21 protein-coding genes are annotated in these 25,470 nt (G+C 65.8%); 4 read left to right on the plus strand and 17 right to left on the minus strand.

Features of this window, described 5'->3' with window-relative positions; translation table 11 throughout:
• Window positions 1-104: 104 nt before the first annotated feature.
• The 13 genes from A8G00_RS03195 to tcuA form a co-directional block, all read right to left on the minus strand.
• Entirely contained in the window at window positions 105-749 is a 645-nt protein-coding gene (locus tag A8G00_RS03195) for a TetR/AcrR family transcriptional regulator (RefSeq protein ID WP_146032544.1), read from the minus strand.
• Between the two features lie 103 nt (window positions 750-852).
• Window positions 853-1,404 carry a hypothetical protein gene (locus A8G00_RS03200; RefSeq protein WP_102999974.1) on the minus strand — a complete coding sequence of 184 codons (552 nt, stop codon included), beginning with the start codon at window positions 1,402-1,404 and terminating at the stop codon, window positions 853-855.
• A gap of 453 nt (window positions 1,405-1,857) precedes the next feature.
• Window positions 1,858-2,007 (minus strand): hypothetical protein, encoded by a 150-nt coding sequence (locus tag A8G00_RS24970; protein WP_157009776.1) that lies wholly within the window; start codon window positions 2,005-2,007, stop codon window positions 1,858-1,860.
• A gap of 61 nt (window positions 2,008-2,068) precedes the next feature.
• Window positions 2,069-2,983: an NAD(P)/FAD-dependent oxidoreductase gene (locus A8G00_RS03210; RefSeq protein WP_048577640.1), complete on the minus strand. Its 915-nt coding sequence runs from the start codon at window positions 2,981-2,983 to the stop codon at window positions 2,069-2,071.
• Window positions 2,984-2,987: 4 nt separating this feature from the next.
• The gene (locus A8G00_RS03215; RefSeq protein ID WP_102999975.1) at window positions 2,988-3,989 is read right to left on the minus strand and encodes an SDR family oxidoreductase; all 1,002 of its coding nucleotides are present in this window, start codon (window positions 3,987-3,989) and stop codon (window positions 2,988-2,990) included.
• A 147-nt stretch (window positions 3,990-4,136) separates the two neighbouring features.
• Window positions 4,137-5,147, minus strand: a complete 1,011-nt coding sequence (locus A8G00_RS03220) for a class I SAM-dependent methyltransferase (RefSeq protein ID WP_253257894.1) — start codon at window positions 5,145-5,147, stop codon at window positions 4,137-4,139.
• The gene (locus A8G00_RS03225; protein ID WP_102999976.1) at window positions 5,140-5,964 is read right to left on the minus strand and encodes a cyanophycinase; all 825 of its coding nucleotides are present in this window, start codon (window positions 5,962-5,964) and stop codon (window positions 5,140-5,142) included. The genes A8G00_RS03220 and A8G00_RS03225 overlap by 8 nt, the downstream gene beginning before the upstream one ends.
• Window positions 5,957-6,841, minus strand: a complete 885-nt coding sequence (locus A8G00_RS03230; RefSeq protein ID WP_061934531.1) for an isoaspartyl peptidase/L-asparaginase family protein — start codon at window positions 6,839-6,841, stop codon at window positions 5,957-5,959. Before A8G00_RS03230 ends, A8G00_RS03225 begins: the two co-directional genes overlap by 8 nt.
• Window positions 6,834-9,611 (minus strand): cyanophycin synthetase, encoded by a 2,778-nt coding sequence (cphA, locus tag A8G00_RS03235; RefSeq protein WP_102999977.1) that lies wholly within the window; start codon window positions 9,609-9,611, stop codon window positions 6,834-6,836. Before cphA ends, A8G00_RS03230 begins: the two co-directional genes overlap by 8 nt.
• A 163-nt stretch (window positions 9,612-9,774) precedes the next feature.
• Window positions 9,775-11,247: an aldehyde dehydrogenase gene (locus tag A8G00_RS03240; protein WP_102999978.1), complete on the minus strand. Its 1,473-nt coding sequence runs from the start codon at window positions 11,245-11,247 to the stop codon at window positions 9,775-9,777.
• Window positions 11,244-12,665: an MmgE/PrpD family protein gene (locus A8G00_RS03245; protein ID WP_172451737.1), complete on the minus strand. Its 1,422-nt coding sequence runs from the start codon at window positions 12,663-12,665 to the stop codon at window positions 11,244-11,246. Before A8G00_RS03245 ends, A8G00_RS03240 begins: the two co-directional genes overlap by 4 nt.
• A 1-nt stretch (window position 12,666) precedes the next feature.
• A complete protein-coding gene (locus A8G00_RS03250; protein WP_102999980.1) occupies window positions 12,667-14,073 on the minus strand; it encodes an MmgE/PrpD family protein in 1,407 nt (468 codons plus the stop codon).
• Window positions 14,074-14,097: 24 nt separating this feature from the next.
• Window positions 14,098-15,627: an FAD-dependent tricarballylate dehydrogenase TcuA gene (gene tcuA, locus A8G00_RS03255; RefSeq protein ID WP_044660645.1), complete on the minus strand. Its 1,530-nt coding sequence runs from the start codon at window positions 15,625-15,627 to the stop codon at window positions 14,098-14,100.
• Between the two features lie 207 nt (window positions 15,628-15,834).
• Between tcuA and A8G00_RS03260 the strand changes: the two genes are divergently transcribed.
• A complete protein-coding gene (locus A8G00_RS03260) occupies window positions 15,835-16,773 on the plus strand; it encodes a LysR substrate-binding domain-containing protein (RefSeq protein WP_025552300.1) in 939 nt (312 codons plus the stop codon).
• A gap of 372 nt (window positions 16,774-17,145) precedes the next feature.
• On the opposite strand, the gene A8G00_RS03265 is transcribed toward A8G00_RS03260, so the two are convergent.
• The 3 genes from A8G00_RS03265 to A8G00_RS03275 are packed head-to-tail and all read right to left on the minus strand — an operon-like array spanning window position 17,146 to window position 21,064.
• Window positions 17,146-18,813 (minus strand): thiamine pyrophosphate-binding protein, encoded by a 1,668-nt coding sequence (locus A8G00_RS03265; protein ID WP_102999981.1) that lies wholly within the window; start codon window positions 18,811-18,813, stop codon window positions 17,146-17,148.
• Complete coding sequence (locus A8G00_RS03270; RefSeq protein ID WP_102999982.1) at window positions 18,806-19,552, minus strand: cyclase family protein; 747 nt, start codon at window positions 19,550-19,552, stop codon at window positions 18,806-18,808. Before A8G00_RS03270 ends, A8G00_RS03265 begins: the two co-directional genes overlap by 8 nt.
• Before the next feature lie 21 nt (window positions 19,553-19,573).
• Window positions 19,574-21,064, minus strand: coding sequence for an aldehyde dehydrogenase (locus tag A8G00_RS03275; protein WP_102999983.1), 1,491 nt, complete (start codon window positions 21,062-21,064; stop codon window positions 19,574-19,576).
• Between the two features lie 213 nt (window positions 21,065-21,277).
• Here A8G00_RS03275 and A8G00_RS03280 point away from each other — a divergent pair, with 213 nt between their 5' ends.
• The 3 genes from A8G00_RS03280 (at window position 21,278) to A8G00_RS03290 (ending at window position 25,131) form a co-directional block, all read left to right on the plus strand.
• A complete protein-coding gene (locus A8G00_RS03280) occupies window positions 21,278-22,183 on the plus strand; it encodes an SMP-30/gluconolactonase/LRE family protein (protein WP_025551947.1) in 906 nt (301 codons plus the stop codon).
• A gap of 117 nt (window positions 22,184-22,300) precedes the next feature.
• Window positions 22,301-23,956 (plus strand): GMC family oxidoreductase, encoded by a 1,656-nt coding sequence (locus A8G00_RS03285; protein ID WP_102999984.1) that lies wholly within the window; start codon window positions 22,301-22,303, stop codon window positions 23,954-23,956.
• A complete protein-coding gene (locus A8G00_RS03290) occupies window positions 23,953-25,131 on the plus strand; it encodes a mandelate racemase/muconate lactonizing enzyme family protein (RefSeq protein ID WP_158298553.1) in 1,179 nt (392 codons plus the stop codon). The genes A8G00_RS03285 and A8G00_RS03290 overlap by 4 nt, the downstream gene beginning before the upstream one ends.
• Before the next feature lie 102 nt (window positions 25,132-25,233).
• Here the strand turns inward: A8G00_RS03290 and A8G00_RS25415 are convergent.
• Window positions 25,234-25,470, minus strand: a 237-nt coding sequence (locus tag A8G00_RS25415) for a hypothetical protein (RefSeq protein ID WP_216365587.1), incomplete at its 5' end; no start/stop codon positions are given.

Below are 25,470 nucleotides of genomic sequence, written 5' to 3' on the forward strand. Positions count from 1 at the left end.
CGATGGCGGAGCCGTTACTGACCGGCGCGACGATGCCGGTCAGCGACGATGGCCATGCATCATGGATATGATCTATCCGCCGGACGAAGGAATGCCGAACGGCATCAGGACCAGCCGCGGAGGAACCTTCCGGCGATTTCCCGCGCCCGCCCTTCGCGGTGGACGAAGCCAATATCATCGACCATCACCCGAAATCCCTGGGTGATGAGGCCTTGCAGGTCGAAGGCGGCGTCCTGCGGATCGCCCGGGCGCAGCACGCCGTCCGTCATCAGCCGTTCGAAATAATCGCTGATCGGCCGGAAGCCCTCATAGGCATTGGCAAGCAGCATCGCGCCCAGATGAGGAAAGTCGCGCCGTTCCGCCACCGCGATCTGGAGCAGGGTCCGCCCCATGGGGCGGCATATCGCGACCTCCGTATAGGTGGCGACGAACCGCTCTATCGTTCCCAAGGGGTCGGCCACATCCAGTTCCAGCGCCCAGAGACCGGACCGCACCGCTTCCATGCTGCGATGGATCAGCGCGGTGAACAGCCCTTCCTTGCTGCCGAAACGGCGATAGATGGTGGTCTTGCTGACACCCGAACGCTCGACCAGCCGGTCCAGGCTGGTGCCGCCGAAGCCCGTCAACGCGAACTCCTCCAGCGCGATGTCGAGCAGCCGGTCGATGCGCCGGTCGACCTCTGCGCGAGGCAGCCGACCGCCCTGCCAGCGCTTCCCTGCCTGTCCTGTCGTCATGGTTTCGTCGCTCATCCTGCGCGGATAACCCGGCGCGCCGCGCAAACCAAGGGGCAGTCCGCGCGCCGGTTCGCAAAATCGCTCCTGCGGGAAGCGCCACTGCCATTATCGGCGCCCTTCAATGGCGTTGGAGCGCGCGCTTGGCCTCTGGCGTGATGGTATAGACCGCTTCGCGCTGCGCCCCGCGATTGGGATGATCGACCCGATACCCCTGATAGTGGCGGCGCAAAAGGCCGGCGCGGACCAGGTCCGATACGACCCGGCTCACATTCGTCCGTCCCGATCGCAATATTCGCGACTGAACTTCCTGTTCGAGCTGCCGTTCCACCTCTTCGGGATCGGCCATATTGCCCGGACGCGACATCAGATCGGCGTGAACCGCATCGATCATGGCGCGACGCCGACAATCCCGTTGCGCGAGAGGCGCCAGCGCCTGGCAAAGCCAGTCACGGACCGGCACCCTCCCCTTGCCGCTGCCGACATAAGGTCCCACGCTGTCGTTGGAACCCGCTTCCTGAGCGATCAGCTTCAGCACCAGCAATGCATAGCGGCGCCGCTTCGACACCGTCGATATGCGTTCGACAAGATCGGGAAGCGCGGACGTCACGGGCAGCGATGGCGGCCGGGACGCCGCCGGTGATTGCTCGAAGAGATCAGGCTGGTGGAACATATGTGGAATCTAGCACATGCTGAGTCCGTGTGAATCCCCCTCTGCGGCGATCTTCCAACAAAAAGCACGGATGACACTTTACCCGGCAAGCGCGTGGGATTTCGCGGTCCATTGCCATTTCCTGCGGCTCGACCTGAACGGCCAATGGTCGTGACCTGTCCGGCGCCGCGAAGAATGCTCTTCCTTTCCGAAAAATCAGCCGTGACACTTAATCCCCCGCGCGCGAATTCGGTAAAGTGTCACACATGTCATTCAGCGCGGTTCCCATTCTTCGACAGGTTCGCGACAGCTTTTCCGCACGATGATCTAATATAGTTTTACGCGATAACGGATTTGCCGGAACGGCCGTGTAATCGGGTCGTTGCAGAATAAACCAGCCATCAGGGGTGAAGATGTTATGAAAATGGCTCCCGCGTTTCTCATTGTCGCACTGGCCGCATGTGCGCCTTCCGATCAGGGCGATTCCGGTGATTCCACTTTCGCGCCGAGCAACACGACCGCAGGCACGGTGCCCGACGGCATTCCCGGCGAAGGCCCCGGCAGCGCCATGACGGATGGCGAGACCAGCACGCGGGGCGCCGTTTCCGCCAGCGACAGTCCCACGGCAACGCAGGGATCTTCAGGTTCCTCCGCTGCGCAAAATGGGTCCGGGCGATAACGCGCCTTATCGGAAGAGCGAAATCTTCGCCGCCAGATCGTTTCGGATCGTCGTGGCGGCGACGCCCCCCTCCCCCATGGCGTGGCTGATCTGGTCCAGGCCCTTGGCCACGTCGCCGGCCGCATAAAGGCCCGGCACGCTCGTTCGCTGATGGTCGTCAACGATGAGGCAGCCGTCGTCCGTCGCTTCGGCCTCCAGCATCATCGCCAGTTCCGACCGGATGATCGAGCCAAGCGCCGGATAAACCGTGTCATAGGCTTGCGCCCCATTCGGCGTCGGCACCGATATGCTTTCGCCGTCGATGCGCAGCGGTTCGCAAGGACCGTTCACCAGGGCGATGCCCGCCTCCTCCAGTCTTACCCGCTGGTCGGCGGACAGTTCATGATCGCCCTCAGGTGAAATCAAGCTGATGTCGGCGGAATAGGTGCGCAGGAACATCGCTTCGTTCGTCCCCCGCGCGCCCGTTCCGATGACGGCGATACGCCGGTCGGTGACTTCGTAGCCGTCGCAGATCGGACAATAGCGCAACAGCCCCTGCCGAAGCGCGGCATCGTGCACATCGGGCGATATGGGCGGCGCATTGTTCACCACGCCGGTCGCCAGCAGGACGCTGCGCGCCTGCCAGGTTTCGGTCCCGACATGCGCCAGGAAAATATCGCCGTCCTTCTCCAGTCCCGTCACCAGCCCTTCCGTCACCTCACCGCCGAATTCCGCCGCCTGCCGGCGCATGAGCGCGAGCAGCTCCCGGCCCGATATGCCGCCGGGATAGCCTGCATGATTGCGGGTATGCGGGATCAGCGCAGCGCGGCTGTTGCCCGCGTCCGCGATCCTGATCCTCAAATGGAAGCGGGCCAGATAGATGGCCGCCGTAAGGCCGGCGGGGCCAGCGCCCACGACGAGGCAATCCAGGGGCTTCGTCATTCCGCTAACGCCCCGGCTGCCGGCGCGGCGTCCGCAGGCCGAGTAGCAGAACCCCGGCCGCCACACCCGCGCCGGTGGCCAGGGCGGCCTTCCGCCGTTTCGTCGCGGGTTTGCGGAACCCGCCGTCGATACCGCCGCTGTCCCGTGGCGGATCGAACAGATTGCCGCGCGTGACCGGCGCGCGTTCCGCAGAGGCAAAATAGCGCCCGAAGGCCAGATTCCCGATCCGGCTGAGCAGCGAGGGCGCAAATGGATGGGCGAACCGCACGGCCCAGGTCGGCGTCCCCAGCAGCAGGCTGTCGCGGGCCCGGTCCGCCAGGCGCACCACGGCGGCCGCCACCCTCCTTGGATCGAGTATGGGCGGCGGGGCGGTCAGCGCCTTGCCGGTATAATTGCCGGCGTGGTGTAGCGCGGGCGTGTCGACGAAGGCCGGATAGACGTCACAAATATGGATGTCCGGCCATTCGGTCATTTCCGCGCGCAATGCTTCCGAAAAGCCGCGCAGGCCGAATTTGCTCGCCCCATAGGCGGCGGCATAGGGCGTGCCGGTCAATCCGCCTAGCGAGATCATGTTGACGAAAATGCCGTGCCGCTGGGCCATGAAGATCGGCAGCACCGCATGGGCGTCGTTCATATGGCCGATGAGGTTGGAACGGATCGTCCGTTCGTGCACCTCGATCGGGACGTCCACGAACTTGCCGACGGCTCCGACGCCGACATTGCTGAACCAGAGGTCGATCGACCCGCAAAAATCGCGCGCCGACCGGGCGAGCTGACGCACCTCATCTGCATCCGCCACGTCGAGCGGTACGACCAACACCTCCGCGCCGGCCCTGCGGCACGTCTCCGCCACGGCTTCCAGCGCCTCGCCATCCCGTGCCGCGAGGACCAGCTTTCCTCCCCGGGCTGCGAACGCCTGCGCCGTGGCCTGGCCTATGCCGCTCGACGCGCCCGTGATGACGATATGGGTGCAGGGCGTTCGCGTGCCCCCGCGGCTCTTGTTCATGATCGCTCCTGTCAGCCTGTTCACCGATAAGCGCGAGAACGGGACTCCCGTTCCTGATCCTGGTTCCGAAAGCCGATTTTCCTTGCCATTGGGTTAGGCCGCGTGGACGAATTCGGAATGTGGGGAAATGGCCAGTTGCGGGGCGCGTCAGTTGCGCCTCGTGAAGATGGCGGCGACCAGCGCGATGCGTTCGACATCGCGATAGGCCGGGCCTTCCAACTCTTCCCCGAATATGTCCGGGTCGATTTCGCTATAGCACAGGGTGCAATCCCGGCTTTCCGCCAGCGCCGACAGCCTTGCGCGCAGGGCGTCCGCCCCGCCGACGATGGCGCTGCCGGTGTAGAGCAGCAGGCGACCCTCCCGCTTCAGCCGGGACAAGGCGCTTTCGGCCATCCTCCATGCCACGGCTGCGCCATGCCCGTCCCCGCCGTCGCGATAGGCGCGGCCTTGCCGATCCCTGATATAGGGCGGATTCGCCACGATCAGGTCGAAATCCCCCGCCACCGGGTCCAGCGTGTCGGCCAGCACATAGCTGGCGCCGAACCCGGCCACGCCCGCATTGATCCGCGCGAAACGCAGGGCGGATGCGTTGATGTCGGTCATGACAATGCAGGCCTGGGGGCATGAGCGGGCAGCGGCAATGGCGCCGACTCCGGTACCGGCGCCCATATCCGCGATCCGCGCCCCTCGCCGCGCCGGACGCATCGCAAGCTCCTGACGGATCAAGCGCGCGAACCGGTAACTGTCCGGGCCGAAGAACACGGCATCGCGATCCACCGTGGGGTAGCTGGAATGAAGGAACAGATCATCGTCCAGCGAGGAGACCCGCACGCGGCTCCTCATCATCCCGTCCGCCCGGTGCTCGACCATTTCCGCCCGCTTCAGGCAATCCATTGCGGCGCGGTCGAGAAGGTCGGGAGAGAAGGGCCGGTTCCACCCGAACACATCGCGCAGGTCACGCGCCGGACGGGCGGCGTCGCGCGCCAATATGCGCGAATGGGAAAGAGGCGTCGGCGTTACAAAGGCATAGCGCCGCTTCTTCAGAAGCAGCAGGAATTCGCGCAGCGCCTCTTCCTCCGTGGCCGCATCTTCCGGCTTGCGCGCCAGCATGGCGGGAGGGAGAATTTCAGCCTTCCGGAAGGCAGAGAGATCATGCATGCGGAACCCCTGCCTGATTGGAACCTGGCGCTTCGGGGCAGCGCCGCTTGAGGTCGAAGCAGTCGCCCTGGCTCAGGACATGCAGGCGAACATCATGCATGGACAGGGTGCGTTCCGGACTCGCTTCGGCAATATTGGAGTGGGTGACGCCGGAGCCGTCGACGATGTAGACCGCCCCGGAACCGATCACGCAGAAACGGTGCCCCTGGACCAGGATGGCGGTATCCTCATCGATGCCGATGCCCAGCACGCGCGGATTTTGCGCCACCGCTCCCATCAGGCGGCCGATGCGTCCGCGCTCCGCGAAATGCTGGTCGATGATGACGTCGCGGATCAGACCCAGGCCGGGGGCCATGTGCAGGTCGCCGATGCGGTGCGATTCCTGGCTGCTGCCCTTGACCAGCATGGTCTCGCTCATCACCGATGCGCCGGCGGACGTTCCCGCCACCACGCCGCCTTCCAGATGAATCTGCCGGACCATCTTCTCCACCGGCGTGTCGCCGATCTGGCTGGAAATGCGCAGTTGATCCCCGCCGGTGAAGAAAATGCCCTTGGCATTTTCGAACAGGGTCGCCGCGCTGGATTCCAGCGTTTCGCCCCGTTCATGCACGTAAAGTTCCACCAGATCGTCAAGGCCCAGATCGCCAAAGGCCTTCCGGTAGGATTCGAAATAGCCGTCGGGCTGGTGGCTCGCCACCGTGGCGATCACCAGTTTCCCATCCTTCACCCGCTCGGCCACTTCCTTCAGGATGCGCTTTTCGCCTTCCTTGTCTTCGCGCCCGCCGATGATGATCAGCGGGCCTCCTTCCTCAGCCATCAAGCAGACCCTCCAGTTCCTGTCGGTGGACAGCGCCATGCGGCTCGGCAAGGCGGCTGCCGTGGATCGCGACCGCGAAATGGTCGCTGTTATGCGCGACGCCGAAACGCCCGTGGCGGTCGATCAGGATCGCGCCCCCTTCCCCGCCCACGCGGTCCAGCTGCGCAAGGCCGGTTTCGGCGGCGGCGCAGAGCGGTCCGGCTTGCAGCGCGTGCATGACATGCGCGGCGATGGTCGTGCGGATGATCATTTCGCCGTCACCGGAAAGGGACACGCCGCCAATGCCGTCATCGGCATAAAGTCCGCAACCGGGAAGCGGCGAGTCCCCGATCCGGCCCGGATGCTTGCCCGGCAAACCCCCGGTCGATGTCCCGGCCGCGATATGCCCCTGCATGTCGATCGCGACGCAGCCGACGGTATCATGGGCCTTGGCATATTCCGATGCCATGCGGTCGGGCGCGATCATCTCGGCGGGATCGCACAGCGCTATCTGCTGCTCCTCCGCGAAGCGTTCCGCCCCTTCTCCGGCCAGCAGCACCGGCCGGGCCGGGATCAGAGCACGCGCGGCGACGATCGGGTTGCGGATGCGGCGGACGCCCGCGACAGCCCCCACCGAAAGGTCGCGGCCGTCCATGATCGCCGCGTCCATCTCGACCGCGCCGTCGGCGTTCAGGACGGAGCCGAAGCCCGCGTTGAAGATGCTGTCATTTTCAAGGACGCGAATGGCCGCCTCGACCGCCGCGACGGCGCAGCCGCCGAATTGCAGCACGATCGCCCCCGCCGCGGCCGCCGCCCGGCACCCTTCGCGGTTACGGTCGTGCAGCGCGACGTCGATCGTCTTCGCCCCGCCATGGACGATGAGGGCCCATTCAGACATGGGCCGGCACCATCTGCTCTCCGGCCGCCGCCGGCGACCCGAATTGCTGTACCTGTCGCCAGACCTTTTCGACCGATGTGGGCAGGATCACCAGCAGGTCGCCGGGCCGGCCCTTGCACAGCACGGCCTCGACCGCCTCGAACTCATCCACGATCCGGTGGATGCGCTCGTTCGGCATGCCGGCCCTCAACGCGCCCTGGGACAACAGGGCATTGGTCTCCCCCCGGGGCCGGCCGCGTCCGTCCGGCGCCTCGCGGAATATGATCTCGTCGAAGACGCCGGCCGCGATCTGCCCCATCTCGACAATGTCGCAGTCGCGCCGGTCGCCGGGAATGCTCACCATCCCCACCGCGCGTCCATGGGCGCCGCGCAGCCGGTCGACCACCTGCCCCAGAGCGATCAGGCCGGCAGGATTATGAGCATAGTCGACGATGATGCGGATGCCGTCCCGCTCCATCATGTTGAGCCGCCCCGGCGACTCCTCGAAGCTGGAGGTGAAGGCGCGCAGCCCTTCGCGGATCGCGTCCAGCGGGACGCCATGGGCGAAGCACATCGCCACCGCCGCCAGCGCATTGGCGATGTTGAATTCCGCTATGCCGCCCAGCGTCGCCGGGATTTCCGAGGCGGGCATCAGGGCGATCCGCTCCTCGCCGCGATGGATGACGATGGTGCCGCCCGTCTCGTCCGGATCGCGGGTGACCGCCAGGCCGCCCGCCAGCAGGTGACGGCGCAGCATTTCCGCCATGCGCGCGCCGCCTTCGAGCGAGAACCAGACGATCCGTCCCCGCGCATGGCGGGCGATGCGCCGGCACATGGGATCGTCGGCGTTCAGGATCGAAAATCCCCTGCGGGCGACATTCTCCACCACGACGCCCTTGACGTCGGCCAGCGCTTCCACGGTATCGATGCCCTTCAGGCCCAGATGATCGGCGGTGACGTTGAGCACGGCGCCGACATCCGCCCCGTCATAGCCCAGCCCCTCCCGCAATATGCCGCCGCGCGCCGTTTCCAGCACCGCCACATCGACGGAGGGGTTGCGTAGGACCATGCGCGCGCTGCGCGGCCCGCTGGCGTCCGCCTTCTTCAGCAGATGGCCGTTGAAATAGACGCCGGACGTGGTCGTCATGCCGACGTTCAGGCCATGCTGGCAGAGGATCCGCCCGACCATGCGCACCGTGGTCGACTTGCCGTTCGTCCCGGTGATGGCGAAGATCGGGATGCGGCTGGAGCGGCCACGTGGAAAGAGCGCGTCGATCACCGGACCGGCCACGTCGCGGGCCCTGCCGCTCGATGGTTCGAGGTGCATGCGGAAACCCGGCGCGGCGTTCAGCTCCACGATGCCGCCGCCCGTCTCCCGCACGGAGCGGGCTATGTCGGGCGACAGGAAATCGATCCCGCAAATGTCCAATCCGGCGGCGGCGGCCGCCTGCTCGGCGATCAGGCGATTGTCCGGATGGATGTCGTCGGTCCGGTCCACCGCCGTTCCGCCGGTGGAAAGGTTCGCCGTGTCGCGCAGGCGCACCCTCTTGCCAACGCCCGGCACCGTTCCAAGCGTCATGCCGTCTTTGGCGAGCAGGGCGATCATCGCATCGTCCGCGACGATACGGGTCAGCGCATTTTCATGCCCCCGCCCCCGCCGCGGATCGTCGTTCACCCGGTCGATAAGCTGGCCGATGGTGCTGAAGCCGTCACCCACGACTTCGGCGGGCATGCGCTGCGCCACGGCGACGACCTTCCCGGCCACCACCAGGATGCGGTGATCGTCGCCGGGCAGCTGCTCCTCCACGATGACCCGGCGGCCATGCTGCCGGGCGCGCATCACCGCGGCGCGAAGCGCGGCCTCGTCCCGGACCTGCGTGGTGACGCCGCGTCCATGATTGCCGTCGAGCGGCTTCACCACCAGAGGCATGCGCAGCCGCCGCGCCGCGCCGACGGCTTCTTCCTCGGAACGCACGACCACGCCTCTGGGGACCGGCAGGCCGGCCTCGTCCAGCAGCTTCTTGGTCAGGCTCTTGTCGCCTGCGATGTCGACGGCGATCTGCGACGTGTCGCCGGTGATGCTTGCGCGGATGCGCTTCTGCCTGCTGCCATAGCCGAACTGGATCAGGCTCTGCTCATTGAGGCGCGTGACCGGGATGCCCCTGCGCCGGGCTGCCGCCACAAGCGAGGCCGTGGTCGGACCCAGCGCGTTCCGGCGCAATATCTCCCGCAAGGACCGGATCAAGGCTTCGGCATCCTGCGGATCGGCGGGCATCTGAACGCCCAGCTTCTCCAGCCCCTTCACCTCGCCCAGACCTTCCGGCAGCAGCGAAGCGACCAGTGCGATGGCGAAGGCGCCCGCCGCCATGCCGGCCTGTTCGTCGCCATAGGTGAAAAGGATGTTGTAGAACCCCGGCTTCCCCCTGACGGAGCGCGTCTTGCCCCGGCTTACGGGGCTTCCCGCCATGGTCTGGAGTTCCAGCGCCACATGTTCGATCACATGGCCGAGCCATGTCCCCTGATGCAGCCGCCGGACGAAACCGCCGGCCTGCCGATAGCTGCAACCATGATTGGCGAGGCCGGGCAGGCGGGCCAGCAACTGTTCGGTGAAAAGCGGCAGGCGGTCGGTCGGCCATGCCTCCAGCCTGCCAAGGTCCAACTGAATGCGCACCATCGGCCGCATGCCGAAGATATGGGCGCCGCGATACAGGCTGCGCTCGACAACGGTCAGGCAGGGTCCCGACGCGACCGCACCGGGATCGGCGGTCGCGTGCTGGAATATCTCATTCATGAAGAAGCTCCACTGGGCTACCTGGCGGGCAGCTCCGATCCAACGGGCTCGGCCGACTTCCGTTCCAGCGGAATTGGGGATGAAGGGCAGGTTTAACTTATGTCATGTCGATTTCCCGGGACCGACAACTGTCCATCGACTTGCCCTCGGGTCTCGGTGGTCCTCAATCCGCAAATGGATCAGGCGGAATCGCGTGGGACAGATCGATGACGACCGTCTTGGTCTCGGTGAACTCCCGGATTGCGTCGAACCCGTTTTCGCGCCCGATCCCGCTCATCTTATACCCGCCATAGGGCAGCATGAAGTGCACGGGGCGGAAAGTGTTGACCGATACGAGGCCGCTTTCGACGCGGGCGGCGACGCGATGGGCGCGGGACACATCCCTGGTCCACAAGCCGCCGACCAGCCCATAGCGCGTGTCGTTGGCAAGGGAGACGGCTTCTTCCTCGCCATCGAACGGCATGACCGCCGTCACCGGCCCGAATATCTCCTCCTGCGCCAGACGCGACCGGTTGTCGACATCGGCAAAGACGGTGGGCTGGACGAAATAGCCTCTTGAAAGGCCCTCCGGCCGTCCTCCTCCCGCCAGCAGGCGCGCGCCGCTTTCATGTCCCAGACCGATATAGGCTTCAGTCTTGTCCCGCTGTTCGGCGGAGGTCTGTGGCCCGATATGGGTGCGGGGATCGAAGGGCGGGCCAGGACGTATCCGCTTCGCCCGCTCGGCCAGGCCGGCCGCGAAACGTTCATAGATCGGTCGCTCCACGAAAATGCGCGATGCGGTGGAGCAGGACTGCCCGGTCGAGCGGAAGGCGCTGTGCGTCGCGACGGACAGCGCCCTGTCGAAATCCGCATCGGCAAAGACGATGAACGGCGATTTGCCGCCGCATTCGAAGGAGCAGCGCTTCAGGTTCGCACTCGCGCCCTGCATGATGCGGATCGCGGTTTCATGCGATCCGGTGAAGCTGACCTTCGCGACGCCGGGATGGGCGGAAAGCGCCGCGCCCACGACGCCGTCGCCCGGCAGCACATTGACGACGCCGGCGGGGAAGCCCGCTTCTTCCGCCAGCGCCGCCAGAGCGAGCAGGCTGGCCGGAGTCTGCTCGGCAGGCTTCAGGATCATGGCGTTGCCGGCGGCAAGGCCCGGCCCCAGCTTCCATGAGGCGAGCGAGATGGGGGAATTCCACGGCAGGATCGCCGCCACCACGCCGACCGGCTCCAGCCTGGTATAAGCCAGCGCGTCGGGCCGATAGGGTATCTGCTCCCCATTCACCTTGTCCGCTGCCCCCGCGAAGAAGGTCAGCCAGTCCGCCGCCCGCTGCACCTCGCCCAGCGTGTCGCGCAGCGGCTTGCCATTGTCGCGGCTCTCGATCTCGGCCAGCCGGGCGGCGTCGCGGCGGACCAGGTCCGCGAACCGGGCGATCAGCGCGCCGCGTTCGGTCGGCGCGGTGCGGCCCCATGGACCGGCCATGGCGGCGCGGGCGGCGGCGACCGCATCCTCGACATCGGCCGCATCGGCGGATGCGACCTCCGCCCAGACATCCTCGGTGGAAGGATCGATGCTCGCGATTCGGCCCGCGGCGCGGGGCGCGACCCATTCGCCGCCGATGAACAGCCGGTCGAACCGCTCCACGCTCATGACGCCTGACGCAGCGTTTCGACCGCCCGGATAGGACGCAGCATGTCCGACAGGGACTCCGCCTCGGACGTTTCGCCCATGGCTTCGGCCACCGACACGGCGCCATCCCCGAAATGCCAGCGCGTATTGCGCTCGAACTTCGCCAGCACCTCGGCGCGGGAGAGGGCCGCTTCCGGCGATCCGGGATGATAGGGCACATGCCTGAAATAGCGGCGCCCCGCCGCCTGCACGGTCAGCCGCGCCGGGCAATGGGCCGGATAGTCTGACTCCGGATCGACCGACGCCTCGATCTTCTGCGCGAGGGTGAGGATGCGATCATCGTCCAGCCGCTCGGACAGGAAGGTCTCCAGCCCGACATCGCCATCGACCAAGGCCGCCGCGACCCCGAAGAACAGGCTGAACCGGCCTTCATGCGGGGTCTTCGGCGCTTTCTTGCGGTCGCGGGGTTCGGTGACGAGCGTCAGGCCCGGCTCCGCGAGCTGGCAATGCACGCTCTCGATCTCCGCCACCGTCACCCCATCGCGGGCAAAGTCGGCCAGCACCTGCTTCGATGCCTCGATGAAGGCGTGCAGCAACTGGCAGCAGGGATAGGGCTTGTAAGCGGTTTCCGGCAGGTACCAGCGCGTGCCCAGCCCCTCGGCAGCGCGGGCGAAGTCGAGTTGGCCGCTGATCGGGGTGAGGTGCGTTTCGAAGAAGCCGAACTTGCCCTCGAACACCGTGTCGGGACCGGTGATCCCCGCCATGGCGAGGTCGATGGCCAACATGCCCGCATGCGCGCCCCAGCCGCCATGCAATATCTTGGAGGTCGAGCCGGTACGGGTCGATTCCTGAATGCCTGAGGCGAAGGTGCCCGCAATGCCCATGGCGTCCGCGATCTGCGCCGGCGTCGCGCCGCGCAGCCGCCCGATGGCCGCCGCCACGCCGAAGGAGCCGATCAGCGAACTGGTATGATAGCCGCGCTCCAGGAAGCGGTCGCCGGCCACGAAGCCCAGCCGGATCATCACCTCATAGCCGACGACGGCCGCGTCGATGGCCGCCGCGAGGGACAGGCCCTCCGCCTCCGCCGCCGCCAGCACGGCGGGCACGACGGTCGATCCGGGACGGGCCAGGGAGGAGCCATGCTTGTCGTCCATCTCCAGCGCCTGGGCCAGCGATCCGTTGACCAGCGCCGCCAGTTCGGCGCGGGCCTGCCCGTCGAAGCCGAAGAGGGAGGCGGCCTTCACATCGCCCTTTCCCTTGGCCCATTGCGCCACGAGACGCCCGAAGGCCGCGCCGCTTTCCTCCTTGGGATTGGCCCCGGCGATGGACACGCCGATCGAATCGATTATGTGCCAGCGCGCCGCCTCCCGCACTGCGGGCGGCATGGCGGACGAAGGGAAATGCGCGGCGAATTCACCGAATGTCTGCGATAATGTCATGTCAGCGGACCTGTTGCAGCGCGGCGCCAAGGGCGATGGCGGGCGCTTCCTCATTTTCCAGATTGTCGATGATGCGTTCGATCTCGCCCACGGCTTCCCCGGTCAGTTGACGGCTGGCGAGATCGCGGAATTTCTCCTTCAGCACCTCGTCCGACATCGGATTGCGCCAATGGCCGCTGCGATAGGTCTGCTCGTGGAAATGCTCGGTCCCGTCCTTCATCGTCACGGTGACGCGGACGGCGCGCATCTGGTGCTTCTCGCGCGCGTCGAGTTCGGGATCGACATAGACTTCGATGCGGTTGGCGAGGTCGATGATCTTCGGATCGGTCAGCTTCTCGTCCGTATACTGGTCGATGAAGGCATTGCCCTCCAGCAGCGTCACCGCGCCGGTATAGGGCAGGTTCATCTGCGCGCTGATCGTCTCCCCATTGGGGACATAGGGCCAGCCGCAATGGACGAAGACCATCTCGGTCGTGCCGACGCGGACCTTCTCCACATCCTCGCCCCGGATGCCCGCCTTTTCCCGGATGGCGCGCAGGGCGTCCACTGTGGTCTGGCTGCTGGCGAGCGAGGAATAGCGCTTGAAGCCGTTGCGGCGCATCTCCCAATCGGTGCCCAGGCCGTCGGTGGCGAAGCTCAGATCATATTCGGCGGAATAAGTGGAGCAGAAGCCGCCATAGGGCGCCTCCAGCACGTCGCGCACGCCGGTCAGCCCTTCGCGGGCGCAGAGGGCGGCGATGATGCCGTTCTGCGACGCCTTGCCGGAATGGAAGCGCTTGGCCATCGCGCCGAATTGCGATGCCATCAGCCCCGCCGCCTGGCTGCCCGCCAGGCCCAGCGCGCTCACATATCGGTCGGTGTCGAGGTCCAGCAGCTTGGCGATGGCGGCCGCCGAACCGAAGGTGCTGGTGAGGCCGCAGGGATGGAACCCGCGATGGAAGGCCGACGGGCTGACCGTGTTGCCGATGCGCGTGCCCAGCTCATAGCCCGCGACGGTGGCGCGGATCATGTCCTTGCCGGTGAAGGCGCCGAACGCCCCCTCCGAACAGGCGATCACGGCGGGGACGACGCCTGCGCCATAATGCGACATGGACTGGTCATGGCAATCGTCCAGCTCATAGCCCTGCGCCGCCGTGCCGTTGATGAAGGCGGCGCCGAGCGGATCGGCCTTGACCTTCATGCCCCAGGCGCTGGCGCTGGGCTTCTGGCCCAGAAGGCCGACGGTGCGGACCACCGCCTGCACCCAGGGGGTCGGCGCGCCGAATACGGCGCAGCCCAGGCTGTCGCGGATGCACTGCTTGGCGTTCAGGATCAGGTCGTCGGGAATGTCCCGATATTGCAGGGTCGCGGCGAAATCCGCGATGTCGCGGGTTGCGCCGGGGACGACGAATTTGCTGGGTGCGTTCATGGAGGAACTTTCTTCGATAGGGGATCAGGCGACGGACAGCGCGGGCTTCCGCGATGCGGACTTGGCGTAGGCGGCGGCGCTGCCGCCTGCGAGGCGGCCGAAGACGGCTCCGCTGGTCAGGCCGCTTGCGCCGGGATAGTTGAAGTAGAATATGCCGCCGACCATCTCTCCCGCCGCGAACAGGCCGGGGATGGCGTGGCCGTTGGTGTCGATGACCTCGCCTTCCGTCGAAACCCTGATGCCGCCGAAGGTGAAGGTGACGCCGCAGGTGACGGCATAGGCTTCGAACGGCCCGGTATCGATGCTGTTGGCCCAGTTGCTGCGGACGACGCCGTTGCTGGAGGCGCTGCGTCCGTCCTTGATATTGGGGTCGAACGGCATGTCGGTCTTCACCGATGCGTTGAATTCCGCGACCGTTTCCAAGAATTGATCCTTGTTTATTTCTCCGATCCTGTCGGCCAGCTCCTCGATGGATTGGGCGACGACCTTGGTGACCTGGCGCGTGCGATATTCGTCGCGGAGCAAATGATTGACCTTGGAGTCATAGACTTGCCATGCCACTTGTCCGGGTTGCTGCAATACCGCCTGCCCATATTTCGCATAGGTGTAGTTACGGAAGTCGGCGCCTTCATCGACAAATCGTTTTCCGTCGCGATTGACCATGATGCAGAGCGGATAGGAATGACGCTGATATTGTGGCGTCAGTGCGAGATCGCCGAAATCCTGCGCATTGCGTTCCCAGGACACGGCATGACAACCCGACCAGTGCCCATAGGATTGCGCGCCGGCGGCGAGAGCCATGGACAGGCCGTCGCCGGTGTTGAAGCGCGAACCGCGAACCTTCGCCAGATCCCAGCCCGGCCCCAGATAGCGGGCGCGCCATTCGGCATTCGCCTCGAACCCGCCGCAGGCCAGCACGACGGCCCGCGCATGGATGGTTTCGATCTCGCCCTGCCCATTGAGCAGCGTGACGCCGGAAATCCCGCTTTCGTCGCGCAGCAGATCGCGGACCCAGGCATTGTAGCGGATTTCCACGCCGCGCTTTTCCGCCGCGTTGTACAGCGCATCCACCAGGCCGGGGCCGCCGCTGGCCACGGCGATGGTGGCGCCGCCCCAGAATTTGAAGCGGCCGTTCACGCGATAGGCCTGCCGCCCGAAATTGGGGAAGAAGCGGACGCCCTGATCGCGCATCCACAGGATGGTCTCCCGGCTGCGCTTCACCAGGATTTCGCACAGGTCGGGATCGGTGCGATATTGGGTGATCTCGCCCATGTCGTCGAAAAACTGTTCCTCGGTATAGGTGCCGAAGTCGCTGACCGCGACTTCCTCGTCCGTGAGATCCGGGCAATAGGCGCGGATGTCGTCGGCGCCGTCATAGACGGTGCGCATCAGCCCGTCGGTATAGGCGGAGTTCCCGCCCCGCTCCTCCACCGGGGAACGTTCCAGCAGGAGGACGCGGCTCCCCTCATTGGCGGCGCTGATCGCGGCGCAGAGCGCGGCATTGCCGCCGCCCACGACCACGATGTCGAAATCGGATTGTTGCTGTTCCGGCATTCCCGTCCCTCTTGATCCAGGCCAATCCCTGACTCAGGAAAGCGCAGCCGCCCTCCCCTCCAAGGCAAGCGGGCGGGTACGCCGGTGAGACCGGTCACAAGGCTGCCCCGCCGCTGTCATGCCAGCCACTTTTAGGGGATTGCTTTATGCGCGCACGGAATATTATAGTATTCTGCCATATCAAAAATTTATGGTGAGGATGGCCGGATGAAGCTGCAACAGCTCCGCTATGTCGTTGAAATCGTGCGGCATAACAATCATCTCTCGGCGGCGGCCGATGCCCTCAACACCTCGCAGCCCGGGGTGAGCCGGCAAATCCAGTTGCTGGAGCAGGAACTGGGTTTCGAGATCTTCATGCGCACCCGCAACCGGATCATCGACCTGACCGAACCGGGCCGCGTCGTCTTTTCCATCGCGCAGCGCATCGCGACGGACGTCGCCGCGCTCAAGTCGCTGAAGGAGGACATGCATTCGGGCAATCGCGGCGTCTTCACCATCGCGACGACGCATACCCAGGCCCGCTATGTGCTGCCCAAGGTGGTGGAGAAATTCGTCGCCCGCTATCCCGACGTGAAGCTGGTGCTGAAGCAGGGCGACCCGGAGGAAATCTGCGCGCTGGTGGAGGCGGGCGACGCAGACCTGTCGATCGGCACGGAAACGACGCGGGATTTCCCCAATCTGGTGAAGCTCGACTGTTTCGACCTGCACCGCTGCATCGTCGCGCCCGTCGGCCACCCGATCCTGGCCGTGCCGGAACTGACGCTGGAGGAGATCGCGCGCTATCCGATCATCACCTACGACACGCGCTATAGTGGTCGGTGGAAGGTGATGAAGGCCTTTTCCGACGCCGGACTGGAGCCGAAGATCGTGATGAGCGGCATCGACGCCGATGTCTGCAAGACCTATGTGGGGATGGGCCTGGGAATTGGGATATTGGCGTCCATGACTTATGATCCGGAGCGCGATGTCGGTATTCGGGCGCGGGATGCATCGCATCTGTTGCCGTCGAGCACGATCAAGATCGTGCTGCGGCGGAATACCTATTTGCGGTCGTTCCTGCTGGACTTCGTGCATTCGGTCGCGCCGAATCTGACGCCCTTGCGGGTAAGGCGCGCGGTGCATGAATTCCAGACGGTGGCGGGTTAGAGCCAATCGGCGCACCATGTCTCTGCGAAGGCATTCGAACGGACAAGCGGCTGATAGGAAGCGGGTTCGGGCGATGAGAATGGCGGATGGCAAATTCGGAAAGCTGGGGAATGGCCAATTCAGGACCTTTCTTTTCCCCTGAGAGAGAAGGGCAGGAAGCCTTGGCGACGAAGGGGCTCAGGCTGATTTGGATGAGGGGGAGCGGGCCTGCGGCCCGTGCGATCCCCTGGATCGCAACCCCCTCACCCGGCTACGACTAGGCAGCAAGCTGCCAAGTCTGCGCAGCCCTCTCCCTCGAGGGAGAGGGGTAAGTGGGTGTCCGATTCCTACCCACATCAGTCATCCAGCCTCTTCGGAACGCAGCCAATCCACCTAATAGAACCGGGCCGGATCGGACGGCGTCCAGGCGGGCGGATGCAGCGCCAATATGTCGGTCATGACCTCCACGATGACCGGCGCATCCTCCTTGATGGCGGATCGCAGCGCGGGGCCCAACTCGCCCGGCCGCTCGATCCGACAGGATTTGCAGCCGAACGCGCGCGCGGCGGCGGCATAGTCGACCGGGGAGAAGCGCCAGTGATGATCATGGTCGGCATTGCCGGCCCAGACCGGCTTTTCCTGGCTGAGGCCGTTATTGTTGGAGACGATCGTGACGGTGTTGATGCCGTAACGCCGCGCCGTCTCCATTTCACTCATATGGTACAGGAACCCGCCATCGCCGGTGAAGCACAGGACGGGCCGGTCGGGCTGCGCGCATTTGGCGCCGAGCGAGGCGGGATAGGACCAGCCGAGCGATCCGGCGGCGCGCAGCAGGCCCTGCCCGCGCCGGTCGAGATAGATGTGGCGCGCCGCCCAGGCGGCGGCATGGCCGGTGTCGACCACCAGAAGCGCGCCTTCCGGCAGTTCTTCCGACAGGGTGCGGCACAGGCGTTCGGGACGGATCGGCAGGGCGTCCGACATTTCGGCCGGCGCCGCCGCCTGCGTCCAGTCCGCGCGCAATTCTTCCACATGCCGCAGCCAGTCCCGCCGTACCGGCATGTCCGTCAGCGCAGCGGAAAATTGTTCCAATATGGTTTTCGGATCGCCGCAAAGCGCGGCCTGCAACGGATAGTTGCGGCCCAGTTCGCGGGCGTCCACGTCGATCTGGATCGCGGCGACGCCGGGTTGGGGCACCTTCCAGCCGGTGGTCGTCATGCTGCCCGCCATGGTCCCCACGAAAAGGACCAGATCGGCCTCGCTCACCGCCCGGTTGGCGGCTTCCCGCGAATAGATGCCGCAGACGCCGAGCGAGAGCGGATCGCTTTCCCGCAACACCGCCTTGGCGTCGAGCGAGGTGGCGAGGGGCAGCCCGTGCCGCCGCACGAAGGCCGCCAGCGCTTCCTGCGCGCCGCTCGCGCGGATGCCCGATCCGGCAATGACGACGGGACGCATGGCATGGCGCAGCAGGTCGGCGGCGCGGCGGATGTCGGCGGCGGGCGCGGCATGGCGGACCGCCGGGCATGAAGCGAAGGCCGGATCGGGCAGGGGCGCAGGGTCCATCGGATCGTTCAGCACCCCGCCGGTAAAGCCCGCCAGTTCCAGATGGACCGGGCCGGGCGCGCCGCCGGTCGCCACCCGCATGGCCTGGCCCAGCATGTCGGGCAGGCGCGAGACCAGGTCGATGCGCGACGTCATCTTGGTCAGCCCGGCGAAAATGGGCTGCTGGTCGACCTCCTGATATTGGTTGCGGTCGCGGGTGGCGGCGGTGCTGCCGCCGGTCAGCGCCAGCACCGGGGATCGCGCCATCAGCGCGTCCAGCAATCCGGCGGCCAGATTGGCCGCGCCGATCTGCTGCGCCCCGCACAGGCCGATCCGGCCCGAAGCCCGCGCATAGCCGTCCGCCATATAGGCGGCGGCCTTCTCGCCATGGGCGACGACGGGCAGGACCCCGGCAGCCTGCATCGCCTTGACCGCCCCGGGCAGCAGCAGCGGGACGTGGAAGAAATGAGTCGCGCCGCAGGCCGCAAGCGCGTCGGCCAGATACCGGTCCCCGCTATACACCGGCTCGGGCGATCCTGCGGGCCAGCACCCGCGCTGGCGAACCGTCGCCTCCGGCGATGGGCAGGGCGCCGAACAGGAACTCGACCCGCTCCCCGGCGAAGGCGGCGTGCCCGGTCAAATGCTCGCAGATCAATATGCCGTTGGCGAGCAGCGTGCGGTGGACCGGCCAGTCGAAACCGGGTTGCCGAAGATGATAGACAAGGTCGGGCGTCGCAAAGTCGCAGGCCAGCATCTTGATGCGCCTTTCCAGCAGCCATGTGGCGGCTTCGGGGCTGAAGCTCGGATGCCGTTCATAGTCCGGCGTGCCGAAGCGGGCGGCCCAGCCGGTGTCCACCGCCAATATGTCGCCCGCCTGCAGGAGCGGGCGGCATTGCTCAAGCTCCGCGACGGAGATGATCTGGTCCGGCCCCTTTTCGATGCGCCAGACGACGCCTTCGCCGCTCAGCCGCTCCGGCGGGATCGAGGCCATGTCGGGCGCGTCCTCGAAATAATGCAGCGGCGCGTCGACATGCGTCCCGGCATGCGCGACCATGTGGATGTCGGTGACGTTGAACGGGTCCTGGGGCAGCGAACGCAGCCTGCCGAAGCTGGGCCTCGGAAAGATCGACGCGCAGGGCATGTCCGGGCCGACATCATGGGTCAGGTCGACCCAGGGACCGGCTGGCTGGACCGGCCTGCTTGCCGGCAGGTCCAGCCAGCCGATCCAGCCATCCGGCGCCTTGGGGCATTGATCGCACATCGGCTCATCCTCTTCTGCCGTTCAGGTCTGCACCTGGAACGGGTCCCGCTCGCTTTCGGACAGGTTGATCATCACATTCTTCGTGGTCAGGAATTCCTTCAACCCCTCTTCGCCGCGCTCGCGGCCGAAGCCGCTGTCCTTCACCCCGCCAAAGGGCGTCTGCACGGCCACGGCGCGATAGGTGTTGACCCACACCATGCCGGTGCGGAGTGCGGCGGAAACGCGGTGCATGCGGTTCAGGCTCTGCGTCCAGATGCCCGACGCCAGGCCGAAGCTCTGGTCGTTGGCGATGGCGATCGCCTCCTCCTCCGTATCGAAGGGGATGATGGAGAGCACGGGCCCGAAAATCTCCTCCTGCGCCACGCGCATGCGGTTGTCGACGTCCGCGAAGATGGTGGGCTTGACGAACAGCCCGTCGCGCAGAATGCCGTCGCGCGCCGCTTCGCCCCCGGTGATCAGCCGCGCGCCGTCCGCCTTCGCGGACTCGATGAACGACAGGATGCGGTCGAACTGCGGCCGGTTGGCCGCCGTGCCCATCTCCGTCGCGGGATCGAGCGGATCGCCCAGCCGGATATTCGCCGCCCGGCGCGCCAGTTCCTCCACCACGCCGTCATGGACCGACCGCTGGACCAGCAGGCGCGACCCGGCGATGCAGGTCTGCCCCGTCGCCGCGAAAATGCCCGCCAGCGCGCCCACGGTCGCCTTGCCCAGGTCCGCATCCTCGAAGATGATATTGGGCGATTTCCCGCCCAGTTCGAGGATCACGGGCGTCAGGTTGCGCCCGGCGGCGGCGGCGATTTCCCGCCCGCCATGGCTGCTGCCGGTAAAGCTGATCTTGTCCAGCCCGCCGCCTTCCACCAGCGCCCTTCCGGTACGCGCGTCCCCCGTGACGACGTTGAACACGCCCTTGGGGAATCCCGCCTCCTCCACCAGCCGCGCGAATTCCAGCGTGGTGACGGACGCATGCTCGGACGGCTTCACCACCACCGCATTGCCCGCCGCCAGAGCCGCCGGCACCTTGTTCGCCAGCAGCGCGATGGGGGAATTCCATGCCGTGATGACGCCGATCACCCCCAGCGGCTCCATCGTCGCATAGTCGAAGATGTCGGACCGGTCGACGGGAATGACCTTGCCGAATATCTTGTCGGCATAGCCCGCGAAGAAGCGGAAGACCCGCGCGCAAAAGCGCATCTGCGATCGGGTTTCGCGTATCACCTTGCCATTGTCGGTGGACTCCAGCCTGGCCAGCCGGTCGGCGTCGCGCTCGATCAGGTCGGCCAGGCGGTGCATCAGCCGGGCGCGCTCCACCCCCGGCACCCCGCGCCAGCGCCGTTCGAAGGCATCCCGGGCGGCGGCGACGGCGGCGGCGACGTCGGACGGACCGGCTTGCGAGATTGTCGCCCAGACAGTCTGGTCGAACGGATTGACGGTGGGAAAGCGCTCGTTCATTTCCGGCGGCACCCACTGCCCGCCGATGAAAAGGTCGTAATCCTGCCGCTCAGCCAATGTCATCCTCCCGCCTTTGGCACAGTCCTAGCCCGCCGACGCTATGCCCTCCAATATGTTTCCGGTGAGCGAGAATAACGGAAGCTTATGGTGCCCGCCGGTTCCACCATAAGCAGCGCTTCTCCTGAATGCCGTTTGGATATTGGCCTTCGATCCCCTCGATCCGGATGATTTCGCATCGGAAATGCGCGCAGGACAGCGGAGCATGGGAGAGGTGGAATGGCAATCCGGAAATTGATGAAGCTCTTGGGCTGCGCCGTCGCGATGACCGGCGCCGTCGCCGCGCAGGCTTCGACCCTGAAGGACATATGCGGCGAATGCCGGTTCGAAAAGCTCGTCACCTGCGGCCAGTTTCTGGAAGGGATCAATTTCGACGGCAATGGCGACATCTGGGCCGTCAGCCTGTTCAACGGCGCAATCGTGAAGGTCGTCGGCGGCCAATGCGTCACCCAGCTCAGCACGGGGGGCAATCCCAACGGCGCGCGCTTCCATAAGGACGGGCGCTTGTTCATCACGGACAATGCGCGCGGCATCCTGACCTATGATCCGCGGTCCCGGTCGCTCACAGTCTTCGCGGACAGGGTGGAAGGCAAATCCTTTGTCGCCAACGATCTCGTCTTCGATGAACAGGGCGGCATCTATGTGACGCTGGCGGACAATTCCAATTATCTCGACCGGGTGGGGCGCGTCGCCTATTTCGCGCCCGGCACCCGTTCGGCCAGGATATTGGCGGACAGGCTGCCCTATCCCAATGGCGTCGCGCTTACGCCCGACGGCAAGTTCGTCAATATCGGCCTCTACGGCGCGAAGGCGATCATGACCATGCCGTCGGTCGCCAATGCGCAGAGCAAGCGCGGCCCCTATATTCTGGCGCATACCGATGGCGGGATCGGGCCGGACGGCATGACCATGGACGCGGACGGGCGGCTCTATTGGGCGGAATTCCTGGCCGGGGCGGTGGGCGTGGCCGATATGGACGGCTTCACGCTCGGCTATATGAAGTTGCCGAAGGAAGCTGGCCGCTGGACGACGAACCTCACCATCCATGACGGCTATCTCTACGTGACGGAGGCGGAAAAGGGCGAGATTTGGCGCACGCCGGTGACGGTGAAGCCCCAGTCCTGACCGGCGCCGACAGTTTCGGCATGCGATAACGATATGCTGCTCCTCTGCGATTATATTGTATTGCATGCTACCCGGCCATAATGTCCGGCCAACCAGAATATCGATGAGGGATGCAGCGTGAACGCAAGGGCTGGCCGGAACGAAGGGCCTTATGATTTCATCGTCGTGGGTGCGGGGTCGGCCGGATGCGCGGTTGCCAATCGTCTGTCGGAGGATGGCCGGGAACGGGTGCTGCTGATCGAGGCGGGCGGGCGCGACAGCAGCATCAGCATCCACATACCCCTGATGGTCGTGAACTTGCTGAAGGACCCCAATCACACCTGGCCCTTCATCACCGAACCGCAGGCCGCGCTCAAGAACCGCACCCAATTATGGACGCGGGGGCGGGTGCTGGGCGGCTCCAGCTCGATCAACGGCAATGTCTATGTCCGCGGCGATCCGGCGGAATTCGACAGTTGGGCGGCGCTGGGCCTGCCGGGCTGGGGCTGGTCCGACATGCTGCCCTATTTCAAGCGGATGGAAAGCTACCGCCAGGGCGATCCGGCGGTGCGCGGCCATGACGGGCCGATCGGCGTCACCAGCCTCAAGCATTTCGACGCGCTGGCCGACGCTTTCGTGGAAGCGGGCTGCCAGGCCGGGTTCGACTATGTCGAGGATTATAATGACGGCCATTATGAGGGCGCGTCCTATCTGCAATATTCGACCAGGCGCGGTTTCCGCTCCTCTTCGGCGGTCGGCTATCTGAAGCCGGCGCGGGGCCGTCCCAATCTGGACGTGATGGTCGACGCTCTGGTGACGCGGGTGATCATCGAAAACGGCGTGGCTACGGGTGTGGAGGTCCGGCGTGGCAATGAACTGACGCGCATCGACGCCCGCAAGGAAGTGATCCTGTCGGCAGGCCCGGTCCAGTCTCCCAAGCTGCTCGAACTGTCCGGCATCGGCAATGCGTCGCTGCTGCGCGAATATGGAATAGAGGTCATCAGGGACATGCCCGCCGTGGGCGAGAATTTGCTGGACCATCCCAATACCCGCCTGACATTCGAATGCACCAGGCCGATCACCATCAACGACGCGCTGCAGCGCCCGACGGTGAAGGTGAAGGAAGGCCTGAAATTCGCGCTGTTCGGCAAGGGGCTGCTGTCGATCTGCTCGGCGGTGGCCCATATCGTGATGCGCAGCTCCCCCGATGAGCCGCGCGCCGACCTGAAGCTCCAGCTTCAGCCCTTTTCCGGCAAGGATCGCTATGCGCGCAGGCCGCAGGACGGGCTGGACGCGCATTCGGGCTTCACCGTGGGCGTCATGGGCCTCAGGCCCCGCTCGCGCGGCTGGACGCATATCCAGTCGCCCGATCCCGTCGCCTATCCGAAGATCGACCCCAGATATTGCGACGATCCGCATGATGTCGGCGTGCTGCTGGCGGGGATCAAGGCGGTGCGGAACGTCGCCTCCCATCCCGCGATGCGGGCGATGATCGTGCGGGAAACGCGGCCCGGCGACGCCACCGTCACCGATGAGGAGATCATCGACTATATCCGGGAAACGACGCAGACCACCTGGCATATCGTCGGAAGCTGCAAGGCGGGGACCGATGCGGAGGCGGTGGTCGATCCGCAACTGCGGGTGCGCGGCGTCGGCAATTTGCGGGTGATCGATTCCTCCGTCTTCCCGACCATTCCCTCCTCCAACACCAATGCGCCGACCATCGCCCTCGGGGAACGGGGCGCCGACATCGTGCTGGCGCAATGGCGCAACGACAGCCGGGCGGCCGCATGATGCGCATCGAGAGGATAGAACTGCACGTCACCGAACTGCCGGTCCGGCTGAAGCGCACTTTCTCTAGCGGCAGCTACGACACCGGGCCTTCGGACCAGTTGCTGGGCAAGCCCGTCCTGCTCAAGATCCATGCGGAGGGCGTGACCGGCATCGCCCAGATCCGTCCGATCAGCCCCGGCCATTTCGTCGCCGATACGGTGCATAGCGTGATCGGCGCGATCAGGGACATCTACGGACCGCTGCTGATCGGCAAGCGGGTGTGCGACCTGGAATCGATCGACGGCCTGCTGACATCGCGGCTGGCGGGCAATCCGGCGGCGCGCGCGCTGGTCGACATCGCGCTGCACGATGCATTCGGCAAGGCGGTGGGCCTGCCCGTCCACGCGCTGATCGGCGGGCGGGCCAATGCCGCGATCCCGCTGGAATGGTCGGTCAGCCTCTATGACGATCCCGCGCAGATGGTCGCGGACGCCCGCCGCGCCGTCGAGGAATTCGGCATCCGGGTGCTGTGCCTGAAGGCGGCGGGCAAGGGCGGCTGGCGGACGGACGTCGCCAATTTCGAACGGGTGCGGGCGGCGGTCGGGCCGGACATCATGATCGGCGTCGATCCCAATACCGGCTGGACGGCGGCGGACACGGTGTCGGCTCTCAACGCCCTGCGCGACATGGATGTGGGCTATTGCGAACAGCCGGTGGAGCGGGCCGATCTGCGCGCCATGGCCGCGATCCGGGCCAAGGCGGGCGGCGTTCCCATCATGGCCGACGAAAGCCTGTTCACGCTCCAGGACGCGGCCCGCATCGCGGATGCGGCGGCGGCGGATGTATATTGCATCAAGCTCTACAAGGTCGGCGGCCTGACCCCCGCCCGCAAGATCGCGGCGCTGGGCGAGGCGCACGGCATCGGCATCAATTGCGGAGGCCTGGCGGTCGCCTCCCAACTCGAAGCGGCGGCGGCGGCGCATTTCTGCGCCTCGGTCCCGGCGGCCCGCACCTTCGGCGCGGCGGAGTTCGTTTTCGGCGTGGGCGTGCTGGGCGACGATCCCCTGATCGCGGAAGGCGCCATGGCGATAGAGAATGGCGCCGTGACGGTTCCGACGGGGCCGGGCCTGGGCCTTGCCGTCGATGAAGCGGCGCTGCAACGCATGACGCTCCAGAAGTTGGAAGTGACAGGGTAGATCGGCGCAGACCTCTGCCGATTTGGGTGGATTGCGGACATTCCCCCTCCCGCAGGCGGGAGGGGGCTAGGGGGTGGGCTGGCGCGACATCAGCGTGAATTTTCAACGGCTAAGCTGGAAGCTCGCTGCGCTCGCGCCCACCCCTAACCCCTCCCGTTTACGGGAGGGGAATGTCCTGAATTGGCCATTTCCCGACATTCCGAATTTGTCCACGCGGCCTAGCACTACTTTGGCAGAAGTGTAATTTTTGGGATTCCCCCGGCGCAGGATGCGTGATTCATAGGGAGCCAGCTTTGATGGAGGCTGGTGATGGAAGGGGATTGGCAGGGCGATCTTGAG

Origin of the sequence: Sphingobium sp. SA916, from assembly GCF_002894065.1 — a bacterium.
GTDB lineage: Bacteria > Pseudomonadota > Alphaproteobacteria > Sphingomonadales > Sphingomonadaceae > Sphingobium > Sphingobium fuliginis.

Bases quoted from the DNA above. Each gene is read 5' to 3' on its own strand.
- A8G00_RS03195 (WP_146032544.1), bottom strand. From the start codon at position 749: ATGAGCGACGAAACCATGACGACAGGACAGGCAGGGAAGCGCTGGCAG.
- A8G00_RS03200 (WP_102999974.1), bottom strand. From the start codon at position 1,404: ATGTTCCACCAGCCTGATCTCTTCGAGCAATCACCGGCGGCGTCCCGG.
- A8G00_RS03210 (WP_048577640.1), bottom strand. From the start codon at position 2,983: ATGACGAAGCCCCTGGATTGCCTCGTCGTGGGCGCTGGCCCCGCCGGC.
- A8G00_RS03215 (WP_102999975.1), bottom strand. From the start codon at position 3,989: ATGAACAAGAGCCGCGGGGGCACGCGAACGCCCTGCACCCATATCGTC.
- A8G00_RS03220 (WP_253257894.1), bottom strand. From the start codon at position 5,147: ATGCATGATCTCTCTGCCTTCCGGAAGGCTGAAATTCTCCCTCCCGCC.
- A8G00_RS03225 (WP_102999976.1), bottom strand. From the start codon at position 5,964: ATGGCTGAGGAAGGAGGCCCGCTGATCATCATCGGCGGGCGCGAAGAC.
- A8G00_RS03230 (WP_061934531.1), bottom strand. From the start codon at position 6,841: ATGTCTGAATGGGCCCTCATCGTCCATGGCGGGGCGAAGACGATCGAC.
- cphA (WP_102999977.1), bottom strand. From the start codon at position 9,611: ATGAATGAGATATTCCAGCACGCGACCGCCGATCCCGGTGCGGTCGCG.
- A8G00_RS03240 (WP_102999978.1), bottom strand. From the start codon at position 11,247: ATGAGCGTGGAGCGGTTCGACCGGCTGTTCATCGGCGGCGAATGGGTC.
- A8G00_RS03245 (WP_172451737.1), bottom strand. From the start codon at position 12,665: ATGACATTATCGCAGACATTCGGTGAATTCGCCGCGCATTTCCCTTCG.
- A8G00_RS03250 (WP_102999980.1), bottom strand. From the start codon at position 14,073: ATGAACGCACCCAGCAAATTCGTCGTCCCCGGCGCAACCCGCGACATC.
- tcuA (WP_044660645.1), bottom strand. From the start codon at position 15,627: ATGCCGGAACAGCAACAATCCGATTTCGACATCGTGGTCGTGGGCGGC.
- A8G00_RS03260 (WP_025552300.1), top strand. From the start codon at position 15,835: ATGAAGCTGCAACAGCTCCGCTATGTCGTTGAAATCGTGCGGCATAAC.
- A8G00_RS03270 (WP_102999982.1), bottom strand. From the start codon at position 19,552: ATGTGCGATCAATGCCCCAAGGCGCCGGATGGCTGGATCGGCTGGCTG.
- A8G00_RS03275 (WP_102999983.1), bottom strand. From the start codon at position 21,064: ATGACATTGGCTGAGCGGCAGGATTACGACCTTTTCATCGGCGGGCAG.
- A8G00_RS03280 (WP_025551947.1), top strand. From the start codon at position 21,278: ATGGCAATCCGGAAATTGATGAAGCTCTTGGGCTGCGCCGTCGCGATG.
- A8G00_RS03290 (WP_158298553.1), top strand. From the start codon at position 23,953: ATGATGCGCATCGAGAGGATAGAACTGCACGTCACCGAACTGCCGGTC.